Source organism: Duganella aceris (assembly GCF_011090165.1).
Classification (GTDB): domain Bacteria; phylum Pseudomonadota; class Gammaproteobacteria; order Burkholderiales; family Burkholderiaceae_D; genus Rugamonas; species Rugamonas aceris.
Map to the genome: position 1 here is coordinate 155,598 of NZ_JAADJT010000002.1, position 21,538 is coordinate 177,135.

Consider the following 21,538-nt stretch of genomic DNA (forward strand, 5'->3'; position numbering starts at 1 on the left):
TGCTCTACGGCAACTGTCGATCAGTTAACGCGATTTATCGAAAATACTCTCAGAAAATCACACTTTTCGCTATTTTTAAAACAACTAACATAGCAAAAAATTATCTGATCCATTGTCCAAATTTCCATCTTGAGCAATCGCTTATTGCCTGTTAAATAAATTGCGGATATTATGAGAATAAGAATCATTATCAATTATGGAGCCCATGGATATCCCTCAAGAGTTGCGCAAGCTCGGCCTGAAGGCCACCCTGCCCCGCCTGCGCATCCTGCAGCTGTTTCAGGAATCGAAAAGCAAGCATCTGAACGCCGACGACGTTTATCGCCTGCTGCACGACGAGCATATCGACATGGGCCTGGCCACCGTGTATCGCGTGCTGATGCAGTTCGCCGACGCCGGCATCCTGATCCGCCGCCATTTCGAATCGGTGGCCTCGGTGTTTGAATTGAACGAAGGCGGCCACCACGACCATCTGATCTGCACCAACTGCGGCCGCATGGAGGAATTCCTCGACGCCGAGATCGAGGCGCGCCAGGAGGCGGTGGCCAAGGAACGCAACTTCGTGCTGCACGAGCACTCGCTGTCGCTGTACGGCTTTTGCGGCGACTGCGCGGCCAATATCAAGCCGCTGTCCGGCGTTAAGAAGCAGCTGCGGCGTTCTTGAACAGCGTTTCGACGAAATCGACGAACACCTTGATCCGGGCCGCGCGCTGATGGCGCTGCGGGTATAGCACCGACACATCCGGGCCCGCCACCCGCCACGGCTCCAGCAGCGGCACCAGCGCGCCGCTGCGCAGCGGTTCCAGCAGCGACACCGTCAGGTGCTGCACGATGCCGCCGCCCTGCTGCGCCATGTCGATCAGCGATTCCACATGGTCCATCGCCACCGCGCCGCGCGGCGTGGCGCTGAACGGCTGGCCGTCCTGCTGGAAACGCCACGGCCGCAGCTGGCGCGCTTTCGGATAGACGAAGTTCAGGCAGGGAAAGCGGTCCAGCTGGTCCGGGTGCTCCGGCCGGCCGTGGCGGGTGATGAACTCCGGCGACGCGCAGCATATATAGTCGTTCTTGAAGATGGCGCGCCCGACCAGCGCCGAATCGGGCAACTCGCCGATGCGCAGCATCACGTCCACGCCCTCGTCGATCATGTCGATCAGGCGGTCGCTGGCCGACAGGCGCACGCTCAGTTCCGGATGCGCCGCCAGGAAGCGCGGCAGCGCCGGGGCCACGAAGCGGCGCGCCAGGATGTCCGGCATGTCGACCCGCAGGCTGCCGCGCGCCTGCTGCTGGGCGTCGCCCATGCTGGCCTCCAGCTCATCCATGTCCTCCAGCAGGCGGCGCGCCTGTTCGACGCAGCGCCGGCCTTCGTCGGTCAGCGACATGCTGCGCGTGGTGCGGTTCAGCAGCCGCGCGCCGAAGTGCGCCTCCAGCACGCCGATCTGGTGGGTCACGGACGAGGTGGAAATCCCCAGCTTGGCCGCCGCGCGGCTGAAGCCGCCGGCGTCGACCACGGCGCAAAAAACCTTCAAGGCATCCAGACGATCCATCGCGTTCCCCTTTTAACAACGCCATTATTCACGATTCAGGGATACTGCATGCGATCCGGCCCGGTTTTTCTTTGCGCCGCCCCGCTCTAGACTGCATGCATCAACCAACCAGGAGCTCATCATGCAAGCAGTCGTACTTACCAACTTCGGCGCCCCGCTCGCCGACCAGCGGATCGAACCTCCCGTCGCCGGCCCCGGCCAGGTGCTGGTGCGGGTCTGCGCCAGCGGCGTCAATCCGCTCGACACCAAGATCGCCGCCGGCAAGGCCGATCACGCCCAGGCCCGGTTGCCGGCGGTGCTGGGCATCGACCTGGCCGGCGTGGTCGACAGCGTCGGCGCCGGGGTCGACGGCTACGCCGCCGGCGACCGGGTCTACGGCATGACCGGCGGCATCGGCGGCGTGCCAGGCTCGCTGGCCGAATACGCGGCGGTGGACGCCCGCCTGCTGGCGCACATGCCGCCGTCGATGACGATGCGCGAAGCGGCAGCGCTGCCGCTGATCTTCATCACCGCATGGGAAGGCCTGGTCGACCGCGCACATCTTGGCAACGGCGCGTCCAGGACGGTGCTGGTGCATGGTGGCGCGGGCGGCGTCGGACACATGGCGGTGCAGCTGGCGGCGGCGCTGGGCGCCACCGTCTACGCCACCGGCAGCGCCGGACAGCGCGAGGTCATCGAAGCCATGGGCGCCACCTTCATCGACTACCGCGCCACCGGCGTCGAGGAATACGTGCGGCGTTACACCGACGGCGAAGGCTTCGACATCGTCTACGACACGGTCGGCGGCGCGACGCTGGACGCGTCGTTCCGCGCCGCGCGCGCGTATCACGGCCACGTGGTGAGCTGCCTGGGCTGGGGCACCCACGCGCTGGCGCCGTTGTCGTTCCGCGCCGCGACCTATTCCGGCGTGTTCACGCTGCTGCCGTTGCTGTCGGGCCGGGGCCGCGCGCATCACGGCGAGATCATGAAGGAAGCCGGCGCGCTGTACGCCGCCGGCAAACTGAAAGTGATGCTGGATCCGGCCGTCTACGCGCTGGACGCGGCCGGTGTCGGCGCCGCCCACGCCGCGCTGATCGACGGCACGGCGCGCGGCAAGGTGGTGGTGGAAGTGGCTAAGGCGTAAGCGTATCGGCCTCGCCGAAGGACTTGGGCGGGGCGAAGCGCATGCCCGGATTGGTGAACATCTTCACCGGCCGGGTCTTGTCGTTCCTGATGAAGCCGAACTGGCCGGGATCGTACTGGAAGCGGCCGGCCTCGTTGACGATGGAGATGCCGCCCTCGCTCACATGGACGTGCAGGCCGGGATCGAGGCCGGGCGACGGGTCGACATCGCCCTTGCCGCTCAGGTATTCGAGGAAGAAGGTGGTGCCGCGTATGCCGATGGTGGCGCTCGGCGTCTTCAGCGCGAACTTTTCCTTGCTACGCTTGCCGAGGATGCCGGTGACCGAGCGCAGGCCGCCCTTGACCAGCGTGAACGCGGCGCGGTCGGCGTCGGGCTTGTCGGCGTCGAAGGAAAACTGGTCGATGACGACGGTGGAGCCGGGCTTGAGGGTCAACTCGCTGTTGTCGATCAAACGCACCAGCGCATAGGCGCCGGCGGCGGTGGTCAGCGTGTCGCCGCTTTCCACCTCCGACCTGGCCTGCAGCGGCTTGACCGCGCCGGATGCCGAGCGCGCGCTCATCGCGCCACTGGCCTGCACCACCACACCGGCCACCTGCGCCGCCGAAGCCGCGCCACTCAACAGCAGCAGCGCCGCCACAACACAACGAATCCGCATACAACACCCTGGCAAAATTTGAACGGGTATTTATACCACGGATGCGCCCAGATGGTCGGCGCTTGCACCACCCGGTGCGCCGGGCCGCGGCCGCCGACGCTAAACGGCATAAATCATTTATCCGTTTTATGCGGCCTTGGCTACTTCATAGAACGGATAGTCGGTGTAGCCGACCTCCGTGCCGCCGAAGAAGCTCGGACGGTCGTAGTCGTTCAGCGGCCAGCCGTTGCGCAGACGCTCCGGCAGATCCGGATTGGCGATGAAGTGGCGGCCGAAGGCCACCAGGTCGGCGTCGCCGGCCTGCAGGATCGCTTCCGCCTTGGCGCCGTCGAAGCCGCCGGCGGCGATGATCACGCCCTTGTAGTGCTTGCGGATCAGCTGCGCGGCCAGCGGCGCCTGGTCCTTGGTCTCGTCCTCGATGTTGCCGGCGATGCGCGGCTCGATCAGGTGCAGATAGGCCAGCTTCAAGCTCGCCAGCTGCTGTGCGACATAGGTGAACAGGCCTTCCGGATTGGTGTCCGACATGTCGCCCCAGGTGCCGCTCGGGCCGATGCGCACCGCCACCTTGTCGCTGCCCCACACCGAGATCACGGCCTTGGTGGCGTCGATCAGCAGGCGCGCGCGGTTCTCGAACGAGCCGCCGTAGATATCGGTGCGCTTGTTGCTGCCGTCCTGCAGGAACTGGTCGAACAGGTAACCGTTGGCGCCGTGCAGCTCGACGCCGTCGAAGCCGGCCTCCTTGCCGCGCAACGCCGCCAGACGGAAGCTTTCGACCAGGCCTTCGATTTCGGGAATGGTCAGCGCGCGGTTCGGCGTGTTCGGCACCCAGCCTTCGGTGGTGTAGGCGACGCCGCCGTGCGGCACTTCGGATGGACCGACCGGGATGCTGCCTTCCGGCTGCACGTCCTTGTTCGATTGACGGCCGGCGTGGTACAGCTGCAGGAAGATCTTGCCGCCCTTGGCGTGCACCGCCTCGGTGACCAGCTTCCAGCCGGCGATCTGGCTGTCATCGTACAGGCCCGGCGCGCCCAGGTAGCCGTTGCCGTTTTCGGCGGCGATGGTGGCTTCGCCGATCAGGAAGCCGTCCTTCGAGGTGCGCTGGGCGTAGTATTCCGCCATCAGCGGGCCAGGCTTGGCGCCGGCTTCGGCGCGCATGCGGGTCAATGGGGCCAGCACCACGCGGTGGGCGAAGTTGAAAGGACCGACGGTGACTGCGGACATAAGCTTGTTCATGATTTCTCTCCAAATGGGTTGTACTGCGATGTAGCCAATATAGGGGACCGGTCATTGAAGATAAATGGGCTTGCATTCCCAAGATATCGGACAGATACTTCCTTAATCGACCAAATGCGGAGTGAACAGATGGATAGCCTGAGCGGGATTTCGATGTTCGTCACGGTCGCCGAGATGCGCAGCTTCACCAAGGCCGCCACGCATTTCGGCGTGTCGTCGTCCGCCGTGGGCAAAAGCATCGCCCGCATGGAGGAGCGGCTGGCGGTGCGCCTGTTCCACCGCAGCACCCGCAGCATCACGCTGACCGCCGAGGGCGCGCTGTTCCTGGAGCGCTGCCGCCGCATCCTCAGCGAGGTCGAAGCGGCCGAGTCGGAACTGTCGGAGCTGTCCGGCACGCCCAGCGGCCGCCTGCGCGTCAGCACCCCGCAGCTGACCGCGCTGATCATGCCGACGCTGACCGGCTTCATGCGGCGCTATCCGGACATCGCGCTCGACATCGACCTGTCCGAGCGCATGGTCGACATCATCGAGGAAGGTTTCGACGCCGTGATCCGCACCGGCACCCAGCACGATTCGCGGCTGGCGTCGCGCCGCATCGGCTCCTGCCCGCAGGTGGTGGTGGCCGCCGCCAGCTACCTGACGCAGCACGGCACGCCGTCGCACCCGTCGGAGCTTTCGCGCCATGCCTGCCTGCTGCACAAGTTCCCCACCACCGGCCGCATCGAACGCTGGCCGTTCAAGCTGCCGGAGGGCGAGGCCGAACCGCTGCTGAAGGAACGCATGTCCAGCAGCGACATCGAATCGATCTCGTATGCGCTGCTGGAGGGAGAAGGCATCGCCTTCCTGCCAACCTTCATCATCGCGGACGACCTGAAGGATGGCCGCGTGCGCATCATCCTGGACGAGTATATGGACCAGACGGTGACCTTCTCGATGCTCTGGCCGACCAGCCGCCACGCCTCGCCCAAGCTGCGCGCCTTCATCGACTACGTGGTCGGCAATATGCGTATTTAGGAGTTTTATCTCCGATATGATCGGAACTTGAGCCTCTTTATTCCGGAAAGACATGCGCCCACACTGGGTACATCGATCTTTTCGGAGTAAATCATGGACACACGCATCAGTAGCAACGCCCCGCTCTACTGGCTGGCGGTCGGCACCTTCGCGGTCGGCACCGAGAGCTTCATGATCGCCGGCCTGCTGCCCGGCATGGCGGCCGACCTGGCGGTCAGCGTCGCCACCGCCGGTCAACTGGTCACGGTATTCGCCCTCGCCTACGCCCTCAGCTCCCCGATCCTGACCGCGCTGACTGGCCATATCGGCCGCCGCGCGCTGCTGATTGTCGCCATGGGCGGCTTCGCGCTGGCCAACGTCGCGGCGTGGCTGGCGCACGACTACTGGCAATTGATGGCGGCGCGGGTGCTGCTGGCGTTCGCCGCCGGGCTGTACGTCCCGGGCGCCAACGCGCTGGCCAGCGCCGTGGTGGCGCCGGAAAAACGCGGCAGCGCGATCGCCATCGTCAACGGCGGCCTGTCGCTGGCGATCGCCTTCGGCGTGCCGCTGGGCGCGATGATCGGCGACGGCATGGGCTGGCGCGCCACTTTCGGCGGCGTCGCCGCATTGTCGGTGCTGGCGACGGCGGGCCTGGTGTTCGGCCTGCCGCCTGGCATCGGCGCCAATTTGGGCACGGCCACGCTGGCCGAGCGGGTCAAGACCGCCGCCCGGCCGGCGATCCTGTCGACGCTGCTGGTCACCACGCTGTGGGCGATGGCCAGCTACACCACCTATACCTATCTGGCGCTGTTCATCGGCGCCCGGACCAATCTGCACGGCGCGCAGGTCGGCTACATCCTGTTCGCCTGGGGCGCATCGGCCGCGCTGGGCCTGTTCATCAGCGGCAAAGCCATCGACCGGCGCGGTCCGAGCGCCGTCATCGTGCCGGCGCTGCTGACCTCCGCCCTGAGCTTCATCCTGCTGTCGGCCAGCGCCCACCTGCTGCCGCGCGCACTGGAGATCTGGCCGGCCGCTATCGCGGTGATCGCCTGGGGCATCGCCCACTGGGCCTTCTATCCGGCGCAGCAAACCACGCTGGTCGGCGTGGCCGGCGTCAAGGCTGCGCCGATCGTGCTGTCGCTGAACGCGTCCTTCATGTATCTCGGTTTCTCGCTCGGCGCGGCGCTCGGATCGCTGACGCTGACCTACAGCGGCGTCGCCGACCTGGGCTACGCCAGCGCCGCCAGCATGAGCGCAGCCTTGGCGCTGACCCTGGCCAACGGCCGCCGTCAGGCCATTAAAACACCCAACCCGGCCTGATTGGCCACCACCTAAGGAATCACCATGAACGCCAGAAAAAAAATCCGCGTCGGCATCGTCGGCGTCGGCAATTGGGCCGAGTACGGCCACATCCCCGCCCTCAAGCTGCTGCCGCAGTATGAGATCAAGGCCATTTTCAGCCGCAGCCAAGAGAAGGCCGATGCCGTCGCCGCGCGCCACGACATTCCGCACGCGCTCAATTCCCTGCAGGCGCTGGTATCGCATCCGGAGGTCGATCTGGTGCTGGTGCTGAATCCGGCGCCCAGCCATGAAGAGGCGATTCGCGCCGCCATCGCCGCCGGCAAGGACGTCTACAGCGAATGGCCGCTGACGCCGAGCGTCGAGACGTCGTGCGAGCTGATGGCGCTGGCCGAAAAGGCCGGTGTGCGCCATGTGGTCGGCTTGCAGCGCCGCCTCGGCCCGGACTACCGCTATGTGCGCGACCTGCTGCGCGACGGCTATATCGGCGAACTGCGCTCGGTGCGGATGCACGTCAGCGTCGAGTACTTCCAGGCGCTGCGCAAGGCGGCGTTGTATTTCACGGTCCCGAAGGAGAATTATTCCGGCCTGCTGCATATCTACGGCGGCCATTTCTTCGATGCCGTATTCACCATGCTGGGCCATCCGACCAGCATCGGCGCGCTGGCCGTCAACCAGTTCAAGGAGGTCACGCTGATCGAAACCGGCGAAACGCTGCCGCACACGATGGCCGACCAGGTGGTGGTCAACGGCAGCTTCGCCAACGGCGCGGTGTTGTCGGCGCACCTGGAGGCGGGCAAGCGCAATAACTACGGCTGGCAGCTGGACATCACCGGCTCGACCGGCGACCTGAAGATCTCCAACGGCACCAGCTTCGGCCAGGCCTTCAACGTCATCGAAGGCGCCCAGGGCGACGGCCAGGCGATGCGGGTGTTGACCATCCCCGAGATGTACAACTGGCTGCCGCCGAGCGACCTGGGAGGCAGCCAGCTGGAACTGGCCAATCTCTACGCCGCCTATGCGCAAGACGTGCGGGAAGGCACGCGCCGCCTGGCGCCGACCTTCGCCGACGCGCTGGCGATGCACCGTCTGATCGACAGCATCGAGCTATCCAGCGCCAGCGGCAAGCGGGTTCAGACCAGTCCCGCGATATAGCCGGACGACGCCAAGCCGCCGCAATAGTCCGGCGTGGCACGGCTCTTGTTGCGTCGCCTGCTCCTGCAGCGAGACGATGGCGGCCAGCGATTCCTCCACCAGCGTGGCGTTCTGTTGCGTCACGCCGTCCATGGTGCTGAGCGTACGGTTCACCAGTTGCAGAAGGAGGCTTTGCTCGCGCGTGCCGGTGCTGATATCGCCCATCAGCGCCGCGCCGCGCCGCACGCCGCGCACCACCTGATCGATGGTGGCGCCAGCCTGCTCCACCACCTGGCTACCGCCGCCGACCTCCTTCAGCGCCAGCAGGTTGGTCTGAAAGGCGATGCTGTCCATCACGCCGACGATGTCGCCAATGCGGCGCGACGAAGTGCTGATGCGGCCCATGGTATCGGTCACCGTGGACACCGCCAATTCCGCCTCGCGCGCCACGACGGCGGTTTGCTCCATCAGCTTGTGCACCTCGACACCACATGGAACAACTCGACGCTGCGGAAGCGCGTCAGTCATGGCGACCTCCTTTGATTTTTTTACGCGGCCTGCAGTTGCAGGCTGCCTTCGAGGAATTTCAGTGCGGAGTCCGCAGGCAGCGGACGGCTGTAGTAATAACCCTGTATCTCGTCGCAACGCCAGCCGCTCAACATGCCGCGCTGGGCCTCGGTCTCCACGCCCTCGGCGATCACCGTCAGGCCAAGACTGTGACCGAGGCCGATGGTGGCCTGCACGATGGCGCTTTGCTCGCGCACCGAATGCATGTTGCGGACGAAGGACTGGTCGATCTTGAGCTTGTGGATCGGGAAGCGCGACAGATACGCGAGGCTGGAATAGCCGGTGCCGAAATCGTCGATGGCCAGCCGGAAGCCGAGCGCGCGCAGGCGGTGCAGCAAGGCGATCGCGGCCTCGGCATCTTCCACCATCACGCTTTCGGTGATTTCCAGCTCGATGCTGCCCGGATCGACATGGCTGGTGGCCAGCAGCTCCTCCAGATGCGGCAGGAAGCCCGGCGCGGCGAACTGGCGCGGCGAGATATTCACCGCCACCACCACCGGCCGTCCGGTCTCCGCCTGCCACACGCTGACCTGGCGGCAGGCCTCTTCCAGCACCCAGTTGCCGATCGCGACGATCAGGCCGGACTCCTCGGCCATCGGAATGAAGTCGGCCGGCGAAATCAGCTGGCCGTTGCGGCGCCAGCGCACCAGCGCCTCGAAGCCGATCAAGCCGCCGTCGTGCAGCCCTTGCTGCGGTTGATAATGCAGCTCCAGCTCTTCGCGCTCGACGGCGTGGCGCAGCAGCGATTCCATGTCCAGCCGCTCGCCGGCGGCGGCGTTGAGCTGCTGCGAATACGGCACCAGCCGGTCGCCGCCCGCCTTGCGCGCCGCCTGCAAAGCGGCGTCGGCGTTGCGCAGCAGGACTTCCGGCGTGGCGCCGTCCCTCGGATAGCTGACCGCGCCCAGGCTCAGGGTGGTGAAGATCTCATGCCCTTCGCAGTCGTAAGGGCTGCGCACCTCGTCGCGCAGGCCGGCCATCGCCGCCGCGAATTCGGCGCCACTGCAATCCATCTGGTACAAGATAGCGAAGTTGGCGCCGTCGAGGCGGAACACCTGGCCGCCGCTGCGTTCGGCGGCGGCGCGGATGCGCCCCGCCAGGCCGATCATCACCCGGTCGCCGAAGGCGTGGCCGAAGCCGCCGATGATGCGCGAGAAGCGGTCGATGGTGCCCAGCACCACCACGTGCTGCTGCTGCGCCGGCAAGGCAGCCAGCCGCGCCTCGAAGCTGCGGCGGTGCGCCAGGCCGGTCAGCGGATCGTGGCCGGCCTGGTGTTTCAGTTCGTCCTCGACGCGCACCCGGGCCCGCACGTGGTACAGCATGAACAGGCAGGTCAGCACCGCCAGCACGTCGAACAAATGCACCAGCAGCGTGATCCAGGAGATGCTGTGACTGGCCATCCGGCCCTGTTCGTAGATGGCGTCCTGCACCTTCTGCTGCATATCGTCGACGTCCTTGCGCAGGCGCTTGACGTCTTCGTTCATGGCGATCAGCACGCGGCGCGTGGCGGCCGGATTGGTATCGACGTTGCGCTCGAACTCCGGTGTCAGCTTGATGATGCGCAGGTAGCCTTCACGCAGTACGCCCAGCTCCGGGCCATCGCCCAGGCTGGGCCGCAGTTGCGCGAGGGAGGCATCGAGTTCGCCACGGCCCATGCTCTCCAAAAACTGGTAGCGTTCCGGCGTGATCGATGCGGTGAAGCGTTTGTCGAGCGCCAGCTGATAGCGCAGCACGGCGCTTTCGAAGTCGCCGAGGTAGCGCAGCTGCGGCACCGCCTTGGTCAGCAACGGCGTTTCGTTGCGGCGGATGTTGTGCGCGGTTTTTTCCATCACCAGCGACAACGTCACGCTGGCCACAACCACCAGCAGCAACATGATGTAGATGAGACGACGTGAGGTGCCGATGGTGTTGGTCATGACTACTCCTGTGGAGATGAGGGGTCGGCGCCGCCGGCCTGGCGCAGGCACCGCAGCAGTTCGTTCGCTTCGAAGGGTTTGCTCAGGAAGCAGGAGGCGCCGCTCTGCAACGCGCGCTTGCGCAGCGCCGGCTCGGGGAAGGCGGTCATCAGGATCAGCGGCAGCTGGTTGCCCTGGCGGCGCAGCAGTTCCAGCAGCTCGATGCCGCTCATGCCCGGCATTTGCAGGTCGGTGACGATGCAGTGGTAGTCGCCCAGGCCGCCGGCGGCCAGCAAGGCATATGCGGAATCGTAGGCGTCGGCGGTGTAGCCGTAGGAGCGCAGCAGGCTGCTGAGGGCGAGCCGCACCGCGTCGTCGTCGTCAACGATGGCGATATTGCAAAAATGTGGTTCCGGATAAGACACTGGCTACTCCCATGTTCGGATGGCGGCTCGCGGCCATCCAGCGCATGGGAGAACAATACAGTCCGGGGAAGTTTGACGAAATTATACGTGGGTATAGGTCATGCCAACGCTCATGTCAATGGTCATGCCTATGGTCAGGCAAGGCCCAGCGCCTCGGCCATCCGCACCAGGTCGGCGAAGGTCTTGGCCTCCATCTTGCGCATGGCGTTGCCGCGATGGATCTTGACCGTGATCTCGCTGGTGCCCACCTCGCCGGCGATCTGCTTGTTCATCAGACCGCGCGCGGCCAGGCCCATGATCTCGCGCTCGCGCGGGGTCAGCGTGGCGTAGCGCGCGGTCAGGCCCTGCAACGCCTGGTCGCGCCGGCGCCGGCCGCAATCGGCCTGCAACGCGGTGTGGATGGCGTCCAGCAGATCCTGGTCACGGAACGGCTTGGCCAGGAAGTCGATGGCGCCGGCCTTCATCGCCCGCACCGACATCGGGATGTCGCCGTGCCCGGTCATGAAGATGATCGGCAGCGCAACGCCGTCGCGATTCAGGTCGGCCTGGAAATCGAGTCCGCTGACGCCTTGCAGCCGCACGTCCAGCAGCAGGCAGCTGGTGACATCGGGGCGCGGCGCGGCCAGGAAGGCGGCCACCGACGGGAAGGCGGCGATGCGCATGCCGACGGAGCGCAGCAGGCTGGAAATGGCGTCGCGCAGCGGTTCCTCGTCGTCGACGATATAGACCAGCGCGTCGGAATAATCAATCTGGTTCATGGATGGGCAGCGAGAAAAGGATGGTGGCGCCGGCCACGGGGCTGTCCGGCGCGGGCTGGCGGACCCAGATCCGGCCGCCGTGGGTTTCGATGATCGAACGGCAGATCGGCAGTCCCATGCCCATGCCGTCCTGCTTGGTGCTGTAGAAGGCTTCGAACAAACGCGGCATGGCGTCGGGCGGGATGCCGGGGCCGGAGTCGCTGACGCTGAGTTGTACGGAGTCCGTGTCTTCATGGCGGATGCGCTGGGTGTGCAGCGTCAGCACCGCCTGGCCCGGCGCGCACACGGCCATCGCCTGCATCGCGTTCATCAGCAAATTGATGATCACCTGTTGCAGCTGCACCCGGTCGCCGCTGGTCGGCAGCGCGCCAGGCGCCAGCGACAGCATCAACGCCACCTGGTGGTTATCCAGCTCGCGCCGAACCAGGTCGACGCTCTCCTCGACCACCGTGTTCAGGTCCAACGGCGCGTGCTGCGGATCGCTGCGCCGCGCCAGCGCGCGGATGCGCCGGATCACGCCGGTGGCGCGCTGGCTCGCTTCGAGGATGCTGTTGACGGTGGCGCGCGCCTCGTCCATCTCGGGCTGCGGACGGTTCAGCCAGCGCAGGCAGGCCTCGCCGTTGGTCGAGATGGCGGCCAGCGGTTGATTGACCTCATGCGCGATCGACGCGGCAAGCTCGCCCAGCATGGTGACGCGGGTGGCGTGCGCCAGTTGCACCTGCGAGCGGTGCAACGCCTGTTCGGCCAGCACCGACGCCGTCACATCGGTCAGCGCGCCGAGGTATTCGCAGTCGCCGTCCTTGCCGTACTGCGGGCGGGCCAGCACGTGCACGTATTTCAACGCGCCGTCCGGCATCAGCAGGCGGTGGCGCAGGTCGATCTCGCCCTCGCAGCGGAGCGAGCGTTCGAACGATGCCTGCACCAGGTGCAGATCCTCGGGCGCGGTGTGCTTCAGCACCCGCTCCGTGGTGGGCGGGACGTCCAGCGGATAGCCGAAAATGCGGGCCGCCTCGTCGGACCAGTACATCTCGCCGCCGGGCACCTTGAAACTGAAGCTGCCGGTCTTGCTGATGCGCTGGGTGCCGGCCAGGAAGGCTTCGCTGCGGCGCAGCGCGTATTCGCGCGCCAGCAGCGCGTTGGTGGCGGCTTGGCCGCGCAGCGCGAGGAAGGCGGTGATGCTGATCGCCAGCAGGCCGACCGTCATGCGGCCGAAGGCGGCGCCGGAAAACACAACGGTGTGGGTCAGCACATAGGAGGTCAGCGTCAGCGTCAGACAAACGCCGACGGTCAGCAGCACGCCGCGCCGCTGCCACACGCTGGCCGACAGCAGCACCACCACCACGTACATCACGGCGATGGCCATGTCGAGCGGCGTGAAGGTGTCCAGCGCGAAGATCGACAGCGTGAGAAGGATGAGCAGCGCAGACAACCAGGGAGTGCTTGGTACCCGTAACATGCCTGTCCTTATAATTTATGTTGGCAATCGCGCCAATTATAGTGCGGAATAGCTACGCCGCATCCTATACTCCAGTATAGGTTATGAAGAAAATAATAGACCGAGGTATAGTATCGCCGCCCCATGGATTGCGCTACGCTTCGGTCATTGCCTAGCGGGAGAGCAACCGTGAAATTGTACGAAAGCCTGGCAGCCGATATCGCCGCCCAGATCAGCCAGGGCGTCATCCGCGAAGGCGAGCGCATACCCTCGGTGCGCCAGACCAGCCAGCACCACAATCTGAGCGTGTCGACCGTGATCCGCGCCTTCCTGCTGCTGGAAAGCCAGGGCGTGATCGAGAGCCGGCCGCAGTCCGGCTACTTCGTGCGCCGCCGGCCGGCCGCGCTGGCGCAGGCGCAGTCCGGCGAGCCGCTGCTGGCGGCCGAGATGGCGCGCGGCGAGACCTTCGACACCAGTGAATTCGTGCTGACCACGCTGCGCTCGATCCACCAGGGCAGCGTGCCGCTGGGCTCTCCCTATCCCGATCCCGCGCTGTTCCCGTGGGCGCGGCTGAACCAGTACGCCAACAGCATCTCGCGCCGCAGCAGCCAGATCGCTATCAGCACCGACCTGCCGCCTGGGAATCCTGAACTGATCCGCCAGATCGCGCGCCGCCACCTGGAGAACGGGCTGGCGGTGGACAGCGCCGAGATCATCGTCACCACCGGCGCCACCGAGGCGCTCAATCTGTGCCTGCAGGCGGTGACCGCGCCGGGCAGCCTGATCGCGGTCGAGACGCCGACCTACTACGCGTTGCTGCAGGCGATCGAGCGCATGCAGATGCGCGTGGTGGAGATCGAAACCGATCCGGTCGAGGGCATCGACTTGGAGGCGCTGGAACGCGCCATCGTCGAACAGGGCGTGGCGGCCTGCATGGTCATGCCCAACTTCCAGAATCCGCAAGGCTTCCAGATGAGCGATGCGCGCAAGCAGGCGATGGTCGAGATGCTGGCGCGGCACGACGTGCCGGTGATCGAGAACGACGTCTATCATGAGCTGTACTACGGCGACGTCCATCCCAGCTCGCTGAAGAACTACGACACGCGCGGCCTGGTCCTGCATTGTAATTCCTTTTCCAAGACGCTCAGCCCATCCTACCGCATCGGTTGGGCGCTGCCCGGCCGCTACAGGGCGCAGGTGGAAAAGCTCAAGTTCCTCAACGCGATCAACACGGCGGCGCTGCCGCAGCTGGCGATCGCCGAATACCTGCAAAACGACGGCTACGACTACCACCTGCGCAAGGTGCGCAAGACCTACGCGCAGCAGGCGAGCATCATGGCGGCGGCGGTGTCGCGCTTCTTCCCGCAGGGGACCAGCGTGTCGCAACCGGCCGGCGGCTATCTGCTATGGGTGACGCTGCCCGACGGCGTGCAGGCGCTGGAGCTGTACGCACGCGCGCAGGAACGCGGCATCAGCATCGGCGCCGGGAATATCTTCGCCACCGGCGACGCCTTCCGGCACTGCATTCGCCTCAACTACAGCTATCCGTGGACGCCCGAAGTGGAGGCCGCTGTCCGCACACTGGGGCTGTTGGTCGGAGAGCTGTGTTCCAACTGTGCTCCTCGCATAAAGGCCAATCTGTAGCCGTCCACCCGTCGCTGTCTGACATATTCTGGGAACATGCCGGCGCCCCTGCTCCGGCGTGGCAGCGCGCGCCTTGCGTGTATGAGTCTCTCCCGAACGGACCGATATCCATGAAAAACGCCCGCCTCAAGGTCGCCAGCCTGCTTGCCATCGGCTTCGGCCTGACCTGCGCCTTCCTCGCCGCAGCCATTGCGCTGGCCCTGAGCGAACAGGCCAAACTCAACGCCGTCACCGCCAGCATCGCCGATGATCGCTGGCCCAAGATCGAACTGGCCACCGACGTGCGTCTGCGCGTGACCGACATCGCGGTCTCGCTGCGCAACCTGATGCTGACCGAGGATGCCGCCGTGCGCCGGCGCCAGGTCGACAACATCAAGAGCTATCGCGACGACGCCGCCGCCAGCATCGCCGCGCTGGACCGCCGCGTCACCACGCCTACCGGACGCGAGGCGCTGGCGCGGGTACAGCTCGCGTGGCAGGAATACGTGAACGGCCAGCAGGAGCTGATCGCGCTGGAGCTGGCGGGACGCGGCGAAGAGGCCAGGGATTATCTGAACACCCACCTCAAGCCCATGTTGCAGGCCTGCCGCGATGCGCTGGCCAGCCAGATCGGCAATGAAGTGAACCTGATGAACCAGTCGCGCGAGCAGGCGGTGCAAGCCTATGCCGCCACGCGCCTGAAGATGCTGGGGCTGGGCGTGGTGTCGCTGCTGGTGTCCGCGCTGGCTGCGGGCCTGATCATCAATCGGCTGCGTCGCGACCTGGGCGGCGAGCCGGAACAGGCGGCCCGCACCGCCGCCCGCATCGCCGACGGCGATTTGTCCGGAGCGATCCCGCTGCGCGCCGGCGATAGCCGCAGCATGTTGTACGAGATGGAGCATATGCGCGATAACCTGAGCAAGCTGGTGGCCCAGGTACGCGCCGATACCGAGACCATCGCCGCCGCTTCCGGCCAGATCGCCGGCGGCAATCTGGATTTGTCGTCGCGCACCGAGCAGCAGGCGTCCAGCCTGCAGGAGACGGCGGCGGCGATGGAGCAGTTGACCGTGACCGTGCAACAGAACGCGGATCATGCGCGGCACGCCAATACCTTGGCAGTGCAGGCGTCCGAAGCCGCAGGCAAAGGCGGCGCGGCGGTGGCGGCCGTCACCGGGCGCATGGAGGCGATACGCAGTTCGGCGGCGCAGATGGCGGACATTATCGGCCTGATCGACGGCATCGCCTTCCAGACCAATATCCTGGCCTTGAACGCGGCGGTGGAAGCCGCGCGCGCCGGCGACGCTGGCCGAGGTTTCGCCGTGGTCGCGACCGAGGTGCGCCAGCTTGCGCATCGTTCGGCCGACGCGGCGCGGCAGATCGGCGGCTTGATCGGGACGGCGGTGGAACAGGCCGGCGCCGGCGGCGAGGAAGTGCGCCAGGCCGGCGATGCGATGCGGGACATCGTCGACAGCGTGGCACGGGTGGAGAGCATCATGGGCCAGATCCGCGACGCCAGCGCCGAGCAGCACCAGGGCATCGTCGCCATCAACCAGGCGGTGATGCAGATGGACCAGGGCACGCAGCAGAACGCGGCGCTGGTCGAGCAGGTGGCGGCTGCGGCGCAATCGCTGCAGAACAAATCGGGCCAACTCGCCAGCGCGGTCGACCGCTTCAAGATCGCGCCGGGCGGTCCCGCCGCAGCCGGCCTCGCGCCGCATGGCCCGCACCGCCCGCATCGCCCGCAGGCTCCGGCGGCGACGCCGGCGCTGACGCTGGTCCACGACCGCTCCGCGCGCAGCCGGCGGATGCCGGCATGACGCCCGGCTTGCGTGCGGTCGTCATCGATGCCGACGCGGACGACCGCGAATATACGCTGGCGCTATGCCGGCGGCTCGGCATCATCGTCAACGGTTGGGCCGACAGCGCCGCCGCCGGGCTGGAGCTGATCGAATCTCTGCCGGCCCCGCCGGACCTGGCGATCATCGACCTCCACCTGCCAGACATGGACGGCGCCGACCTGATACTCACCCTGTCCATGCTGGAGCGCGACATCAGCATCGCCATCTGCAGCCGCGCCTGCGCACGACTGCAAGACGCGGCCTTGACGCTGGCGGTAACACTGGGCCTGCCGCCCCTGGGCGCCATACCAAAACCACTGCAACCGCAAGCACTGCAGGCTGCCGTCCAAGCCTGCGTCCCGGCGGCGGCGCGCGCGCATATGCCGCTCCGGCCCGCGCCGGCGCCGGATGCCGCACCGCCACCCGACGGCGAACGGCTATTGGCCGCATTGACAGCGCACCAGTTCGAACTGCACTACCAGCCCAAGATCGCCCTGCGCAACGGCACGCTGCAAGGAGTCGAAGCGCTGGTGCGCTGGCGCCACCCTTTGCACGGCTTGCTAATGCCCAATGCCTTCCTGCCGCACACCGAAGCCGCAGGGCTAATCGACTTGCTGACGATGGAAGTCGTCAACCTGGCCCTGGCCGACTGGCGCGGCTGGAACGCGATCGGCCTGACGCTGCCGTTGGCGATCAACCTGTCGCCGCTGTCGCTATCCGATCCCCACCTCGCCGGCCAACTGATCGCGGCAACCGCCGCCGCCGGCGTGCCGCCCGAGCACATCACCTTCGAGATCACCGAACAAGCCGAAATCGCCGACCTGGCGACGGCGCTGCGCATCCTGATCAAACTGCGCCTGCACGGCTTTGGCCTGTCGCTCGACGACTATGGCGCCGGCCACGCCTCGCTGCTGCAACTGTCGCGCTTTCCGTTCAACGAATTGAAGCTGGACCGGCGCCTGGTGCACCGCGCCGCCGAGCGCCCACATATGCGTCCACTGCTGCGCAACACCATCGCCGCCGCGCGCGAACTGAAGGTAGTGACGGTCGCCGAAGGAATCGAGACGCAGCAAGACAGAAGGCTGATGCTGGAACTGGGCTGCGACCTGGCGCAAGGCTATCTGGTCGGGCGCCCGATGCCCGCCGCCGCGCTGCCGTCATGGAGCGCCGGCAACGCCGCAGCCGCCTCGGAAGCGGGCGGCGAATTTACCGGCAAGGGAAAGGTGGTACAGCTGCGCCCTTCGCTGTAGGCGCTGCGCCGCTGACGGCGCTCGATCAATCGATGGTGTAGCGATCGCACGGCTCGATCGCCGCCGGCATCGCCTCACCGCACTGCTCCATCACGGAGCGTTCGATGTTGCGGGTCATGGCGTGCAGCGCCAGGCAATTCGGATCGGTGCCGAATGGCTCGGCGATTTCCTGCGCGATCGCCTCCAGCGCGAACAGCGTGTAGGCGACAAACACGGAGATCAGCGGCGTGGCGATGCCGATGGCGTCGACCAGCCCGAAAGGCAGCAGGAAGCAGTACAGATACACGGTGCGGTGCATCAGCACCCCGTAGGCATAAGGAATAGGCGTATTGCTGATCCGTTCGCAGCCGCCGACCGCCGCAGCCAGCTCGCCGACCTGCGCGTCCAGCATCCACAGCACCTGCTCGTGGCCCTGCCGCCGGCGCGCGGCCTTGGCCAGCATCAAACGCAGGCGATCCAGCAGCGCCACCGGAATGTAGGCCATGCCGCGCAACTGTTCCAGCTCGTCCTTTTCCAGGTAACGCGCCAAGTCCGGCATCGGATCGGTGCGACGCAGCTGGTGCGTCAGGGCATAGACGAAGGCGATCAGGCGGCGCGTGAACAGCTTGCGCGCGAAGCCGTCGTCTTCGGACGGCAGGTAGTTGATCGCCTGCGAAGTCAGCGCCCGCGCCGCGATCAGGATGCGGCCCCAGATCTGCCGCGCCTCGACATAGCGCGCATATGAGGCGTTGTTGCGGAAGCCGAGGAAAATCGCCAGGCTGACGCCTACCAGCGGAAACGGCACCGTATCCAATGGAATCTTGACGCCAAGGACGCGGCCATCGGTCAGCACCGCCAGCGAGCTGACGGCCAGCATCACCAGCAGCTGCGGGATGATTGACTTCAGCACCGAGCCGTTCCAGACGAACAGCATGCGCCACCAGTTCATGCGCTCACGGACGATCATGCGCCGATGCTCCTTATGTTGTCATGTCCAGCATAATTGCGCCGGCCTCCTCAGCATGAGTACAGTTCACAACGTGGGCAGGGAGCACAGACACGGCGGGCAGCGCGGGCGCGGCACGGCCGAACAGATAGCCCTGGAACGAGGTGCAGCCGATCGCTTCCAGCGCCGACCATTGCTCGCGGCTTTCCACGCCTTCCGCCACAACGTCCAGATCCATGCTGTAGGCCAGCGTGACGATGGCGCGCACGATGCTCGACGCGTGCCGCGTCAGCAGCATGTCGTGCACGAACGAGCGGTCTATCTTCAGCTGGTCGATCGGCAGCAGCTTGAGGTAGCTGAGCGACGAGTAACCGGTGCCGAAATCGTCCAGCGCGAAGCCGACGCCATGCGCCTTCAGCGTCGTCATGCGCGCGATCACTTCGTCCATGTCGGTCAGCAGCATACTCTCGGTCAGCTCCAGCTTGAGCAGGCGCGGATCGGCGCCGGTCTGGTCCAGCACCCGCAGCACCTTCTCGACGAACGTCGGCTGACGGAACTGCCGCGCGCTGACGTTGACCGCCATCGTCAGGTGCGCGGTATCGGCGTTGAGCGACCATTGCACCAGCTGACCACAGGCCTGCTCCAGCACCCACTCGCCCAGTTCCAAAATGAGCCCGGATTTCTCGGCCTGCGGGATGAAGTCGGCCGGTCCGATCAAGCCGCGCTGCGGATGTATCCAGCGCAGCAGCGCTTCCACGCCGGTGGTGCGGCCGGTGGCGTCCACCACCGGTTGATAGTGCAGTTGCAGCTCGCCGCGTTGCAGCGCGCAACGCAGGTCGGCCTCCAGCGAGGCGGAAGCGTCCAACGCCACCTGCATGCGTGGATCGAAGAAGCGGAAGGTGGCGCGGCCGGCCGCCTTGGCTTCATACATCGCCATGTCGGCCTGGCGCAACAGGTCGTTGATGGTGTGGTGCTCAAGCCCGAACAGCACCACGCCGATGCTCGGCGTGCTGCGCAGATCGTGGCCGTCCAGGGGATACGTGCGGCTCAGGGCTTCCAGCACCTTGCCGGCCACGCCGGCCGCATTGTCCAGCGCTTGCTGCGGATCTGCCCCCAGGTCCTCCAGCAGGATCACGAATTCGTCGCCGCCCAGGCGCGCCACGGTGTCGGTCTCGCGCGTGACTTCCTGCAGGCGGAACGCCACCATCTCCAGCAGCCGATCGCCCATGTCGTGGCCCATGGTGTCGTTCAGCGATTTGAAGTTGTCCAGGTCGACGAACAGCACCGCGCCGTGATTGCCGCTGCGCGCGGCCTTGGCGATGGCGTGGTGCAGGCGGTCCAGCAGCAGGCGCCGGTTCGGCAGGTTGGTCAGTCCGTCGTAGAAGGCCAGGTGGGCGATCTCCGCCTCCGCCAGCTTGCGCGCGCTGATGTCCATGCGCGTGCCCAGCATGCGCAGCGGCGCGCCTTCCGGCGTGTGCTCGACGATCCGTCCCCTGCTCTGCAGCCAGACCCAGTGGCCGGCGCGATGGCGCATGCGGTACTCGGCCTCGTAAGAACGCGATTCGTCGGCCAGGTGGGCGGCCAGCGCCGCATCGAGGCCGGGGATGTCGTCGGGATGCACCAACCGGCGCCATTGCAGCGTTTCGGCGTACTGCTCCTCCAGCGTGTAGCCCAGCATGGCGGCGGCGCGGCCGTCGACGATGCGGGTGTCGCCGGCCATCTCCCAGTCCCACAATCCCAGGTTGGCGCCGTTGAGCGCCAGTTCGATTTTCTCGGCGGCGGCGGCCTGCTCTTCGGCGCGCGCGGTCTCCAGGTCTTCCAGCACGCTGCGGCGGCGCTGCACCAGCACCAGCGCGCTGCTCGACATGACGCCGAACAGCAGCCACGCCAGCCCGCAGGTCCACGCCATGCTGTGCCAGCCCATATTGATCACCGCCTGGTTGCGGCCCAGGCTGACCACCAGCGTCTTGTCCAATCCCAGTCCGCTCAACAGCATCGTGCGCTGCACCACCAGGCGCCGCTCGCCGTTGACGGCGGCGCCTTCCAGCACGGTGTCGGTGCGGCCGCTGCCGCGGTGGCGGACGAAGAACGGGTCCGGCGCGGCGGCGGTGTTGCGCATCGCCGCCGGATCGGCCGGCACGAACAGGATGCGGCGGCCGCTGTCCTCGGTGATGGCGCTGTTCATATCCGGCGCGTACAGGGCGGAACGCATCACGGCGTCGAAATATTCCGGATTGAGGATGGCGCTGACCGCGCCATTGTTGCCGCCGTCGGCGGTCACCACCGCCATCGACAGCTTGAGATTGAATACGCCAGGCGTGTTCTCGTAAGGTTGCGACAGGTACAGTGTATCCGCGTCGCGCATGCTTTCCACCTTGCTGGTGTAGTCGCTGTCGTCAAGGCGGCTGTCGCGCAGGTCGTCGTCGGACATGACGATGGCGCCGCGCCGGTTCACCATCACCAGCGCGCGCACGCCGGGCATGGCGCGCTTCAGCGATTGCAGCAGGATGCGGCGGCAGTCGGAAGTGCAGCCGCTGGTCTCGCGCAACGCGCTGCGTGCGCTGTCGAGCGCACTGCGCACGCCTTCCAGCTGGCGGCTGAGGTTCTCGTCGATGATCAGCGTCTGCAAGCGCATGCGCTCGACGTTGGAGGCCATCAGCAGGCTGCGTTCGTTCCAGATGAAGTAGGCGATCAGCAGGCCGCTGAACACCAGCACAAAGGACAACATCAGCCATTCCGCCCGCACGGTCCGAGGTTTTTTATCGTTCTGCTGGTCCATGATCCCCTCCATATATGCCATAACGCTAATGTAGGTTTAATCAGGAACCGGCGAAATCGCACCTT

18 protein-coding genes are annotated in these 21,538 nt (G+C 66.2%); 8 read left to right on the plus strand and 10 right to left on the minus strand.

Annotated elements, in window-relative coordinates; genetic code table 11:
- The first annotated feature begins 205 nt into the window (after positions 1-205).
- Positions 206-664, plus strand: a complete 459-nt coding sequence (fur, locus tag GW587_RS05225) for a ferric iron uptake transcriptional regulator (protein WP_166099480.1) — start codon at positions 206-208, stop codon at positions 662-664.
- On the opposite strand, the gene GW587_RS05230 is transcribed toward fur, so the two are convergent.
- The gene (locus GW587_RS05230) at positions 639-1,544 is read right to left on the minus strand and encodes a LysR family transcriptional regulator (RefSeq protein WP_166099483.1); all 906 of its coding nucleotides are present in this window, start codon (positions 1,542-1,544) and stop codon (positions 639-641) included. The genes fur and GW587_RS05230 overlap by 26 nt on opposite strands.
- Positions 1,545-1,665: 121 nt before the next feature.
- Here GW587_RS05230 and GW587_RS05235 point away from each other — a divergent pair, with 121 nt between their 5' ends.
- Positions 1,666-2,667, plus strand: coding sequence for a zinc-dependent alcohol dehydrogenase family protein (locus tag GW587_RS05235; protein WP_166099486.1), 1,002 nt, complete (start codon positions 1,666-1,668; stop codon positions 2,665-2,667).
- On the opposite strand, the gene GW587_RS05240 is transcribed toward GW587_RS05235, so the two are convergent.
- Together GW587_RS05240 and GW587_RS05245 are read right to left on the minus strand one after the other, a co-directional pair.
- Positions 2,657-3,322 carry a FecR family protein gene (locus GW587_RS05240; RefSeq protein WP_166099488.1) on the minus strand — a complete coding sequence of 222 codons (666 nt, stop codon included), beginning with the start codon at positions 3,320-3,322 and terminating at the stop codon, positions 2,657-2,659. The two genes, GW587_RS05235 and GW587_RS05240, sit on opposite strands and share 11 nt — an antisense overlap.
- Before the next feature lie 126 nt (positions 3,323-3,448).
- Positions 3,449-4,555 (minus strand): alkene reductase, encoded by a 1,107-nt coding sequence (locus tag GW587_RS05245; RefSeq protein ID WP_166099490.1) that lies wholly within the window; start codon positions 4,553-4,555, stop codon positions 3,449-3,451.
- Positions 4,556-4,684: 129 nt separating this feature from the next.
- On the opposite strand from GW587_RS05245, the gene GW587_RS05250 reads away from it, so the two are divergent.
- The 3 genes from GW587_RS05250 (at position 4,685) to GW587_RS05260 (ending at position 8,002) form a co-directional block, all read left to right on the plus strand.
- Positions 4,685-5,569, plus strand: a complete 885-nt coding sequence (locus GW587_RS05250; protein ID WP_166099492.1) for a LysR family transcriptional regulator — start codon at positions 4,685-4,687, stop codon at positions 5,567-5,569.
- 93 nt (positions 5,570-5,662) lie between these two features.
- On the plus strand, positions 5,663-6,868 hold the full coding sequence (locus tag GW587_RS05255; protein WP_166099494.1) for an MFS transporter: 1,206 nt from the start codon (positions 5,663-5,665) through the stop codon (positions 6,866-6,868).
- A gap of 24 nt (positions 6,869-6,892) precedes the next feature.
- Positions 6,893-8,002: a Gfo/Idh/MocA family protein gene (locus GW587_RS05260; protein WP_166099496.1), complete on the plus strand. Its 1,110-nt coding sequence runs from the start codon at positions 6,893-6,895 to the stop codon at positions 8,000-8,002.
- On the opposite strand, the gene GW587_RS05265 is transcribed toward GW587_RS05260, so the two are convergent.
- The 5 genes from GW587_RS05265 to GW587_RS05285 all read right to left on the minus strand — a co-directional run bounded on the left by GW587_RS05265 (position 7,955) and on the right by GW587_RS05285 (position 13,052).
- The gene (locus tag GW587_RS05265) at positions 7,955-8,509 is read right to left on the minus strand and encodes a methyl-accepting chemotaxis protein (protein ID WP_166099499.1); all 555 of its coding nucleotides are present in this window, start codon (positions 8,507-8,509) and stop codon (positions 7,955-7,957) included. The two genes, GW587_RS05260 and GW587_RS05265, sit on opposite strands and share 48 nt — an antisense overlap.
- Positions 8,510-8,529: 20 nt before the next feature.
- Positions 8,530-10,461, minus strand: a complete 1,932-nt coding sequence (locus GW587_RS05270) for a putative bifunctional diguanylate cyclase/phosphodiesterase (protein ID WP_166099501.1) — start codon at positions 10,459-10,461, stop codon at positions 8,530-8,532.
- Between the two features lie 2 nt (positions 10,462-10,463).
- Complete coding sequence (locus GW587_RS05275) at positions 10,464-10,865, minus strand: response regulator transcription factor (RefSeq protein ID WP_166099503.1); 402 nt, start codon at positions 10,863-10,865, stop codon at positions 10,464-10,466.
- 134 nt (positions 10,866-10,999) lie between these two features.
- Positions 11,000-11,623, minus strand: coding sequence for a response regulator transcription factor (locus GW587_RS05280; RefSeq protein ID WP_166099505.1), 624 nt, complete (start codon positions 11,621-11,623; stop codon positions 11,000-11,002).
- Positions 11,610-13,052, minus strand: a complete 1,443-nt coding sequence (locus GW587_RS05285) for a sensor histidine kinase (protein WP_166099507.1) — start codon at positions 13,050-13,052, stop codon at positions 11,610-11,612. Before GW587_RS05285 ends, GW587_RS05280 begins: the two co-directional genes overlap by 14 nt.
- 195 nt (positions 13,053-13,247) lie before the next feature.
- Here GW587_RS05285 and GW587_RS05290 point away from each other — a divergent pair, with 195 nt between their 5' ends.
- The 3 genes from GW587_RS05290 to GW587_RS05300 all read left to right on the plus strand — a co-directional run bounded on the left by GW587_RS05290 (position 13,248) and on the right by GW587_RS05300 (position 17,769).
- A complete protein-coding gene (locus GW587_RS05290; protein WP_166099509.1) occupies positions 13,248-14,702 on the plus strand; it encodes an aminotransferase-like domain-containing protein in 1,455 nt (484 codons plus the stop codon).
- A gap of 110 nt (positions 14,703-14,812) precedes the next feature.
- Positions 14,813-16,498: a methyl-accepting chemotaxis protein gene (locus tag GW587_RS05295; protein WP_166099511.1), complete on the plus strand. Its 1,686-nt coding sequence runs from the start codon at positions 14,813-14,815 to the stop codon at positions 16,496-16,498.
- A complete protein-coding gene (locus tag GW587_RS05300) occupies positions 16,495-17,769 on the plus strand; it encodes an EAL domain-containing response regulator (RefSeq protein ID WP_166099513.1) in 1,275 nt (424 codons plus the stop codon). The genes GW587_RS05295 and GW587_RS05300 overlap by 4 nt, the downstream gene beginning before the upstream one ends.
- A 25-nt stretch (positions 17,770-17,794) precedes the next feature.
- On the opposite strand, the gene GW587_RS05305 is transcribed toward GW587_RS05300, so the two are convergent.
- The gene (locus GW587_RS05305) at positions 17,795-18,715 is read right to left on the minus strand and encodes a bestrophin family protein (protein WP_166099516.1); all 921 of its coding nucleotides are present in this window, start codon (positions 18,713-18,715) and stop codon (positions 17,795-17,797) included.
- Between the two features lie 13 nt (positions 18,716-18,728).
- On the minus strand, positions 18,729-21,473 hold the full coding sequence (locus GW587_RS05310; RefSeq protein ID WP_166099519.1) for a bifunctional diguanylate cyclase/phosphodiesterase: 2,745 nt from the start codon (positions 21,471-21,473) through the stop codon (positions 18,729-18,731).
- Between the last annotated feature and the right edge of the window lie 65 nt (positions 21,474-21,538).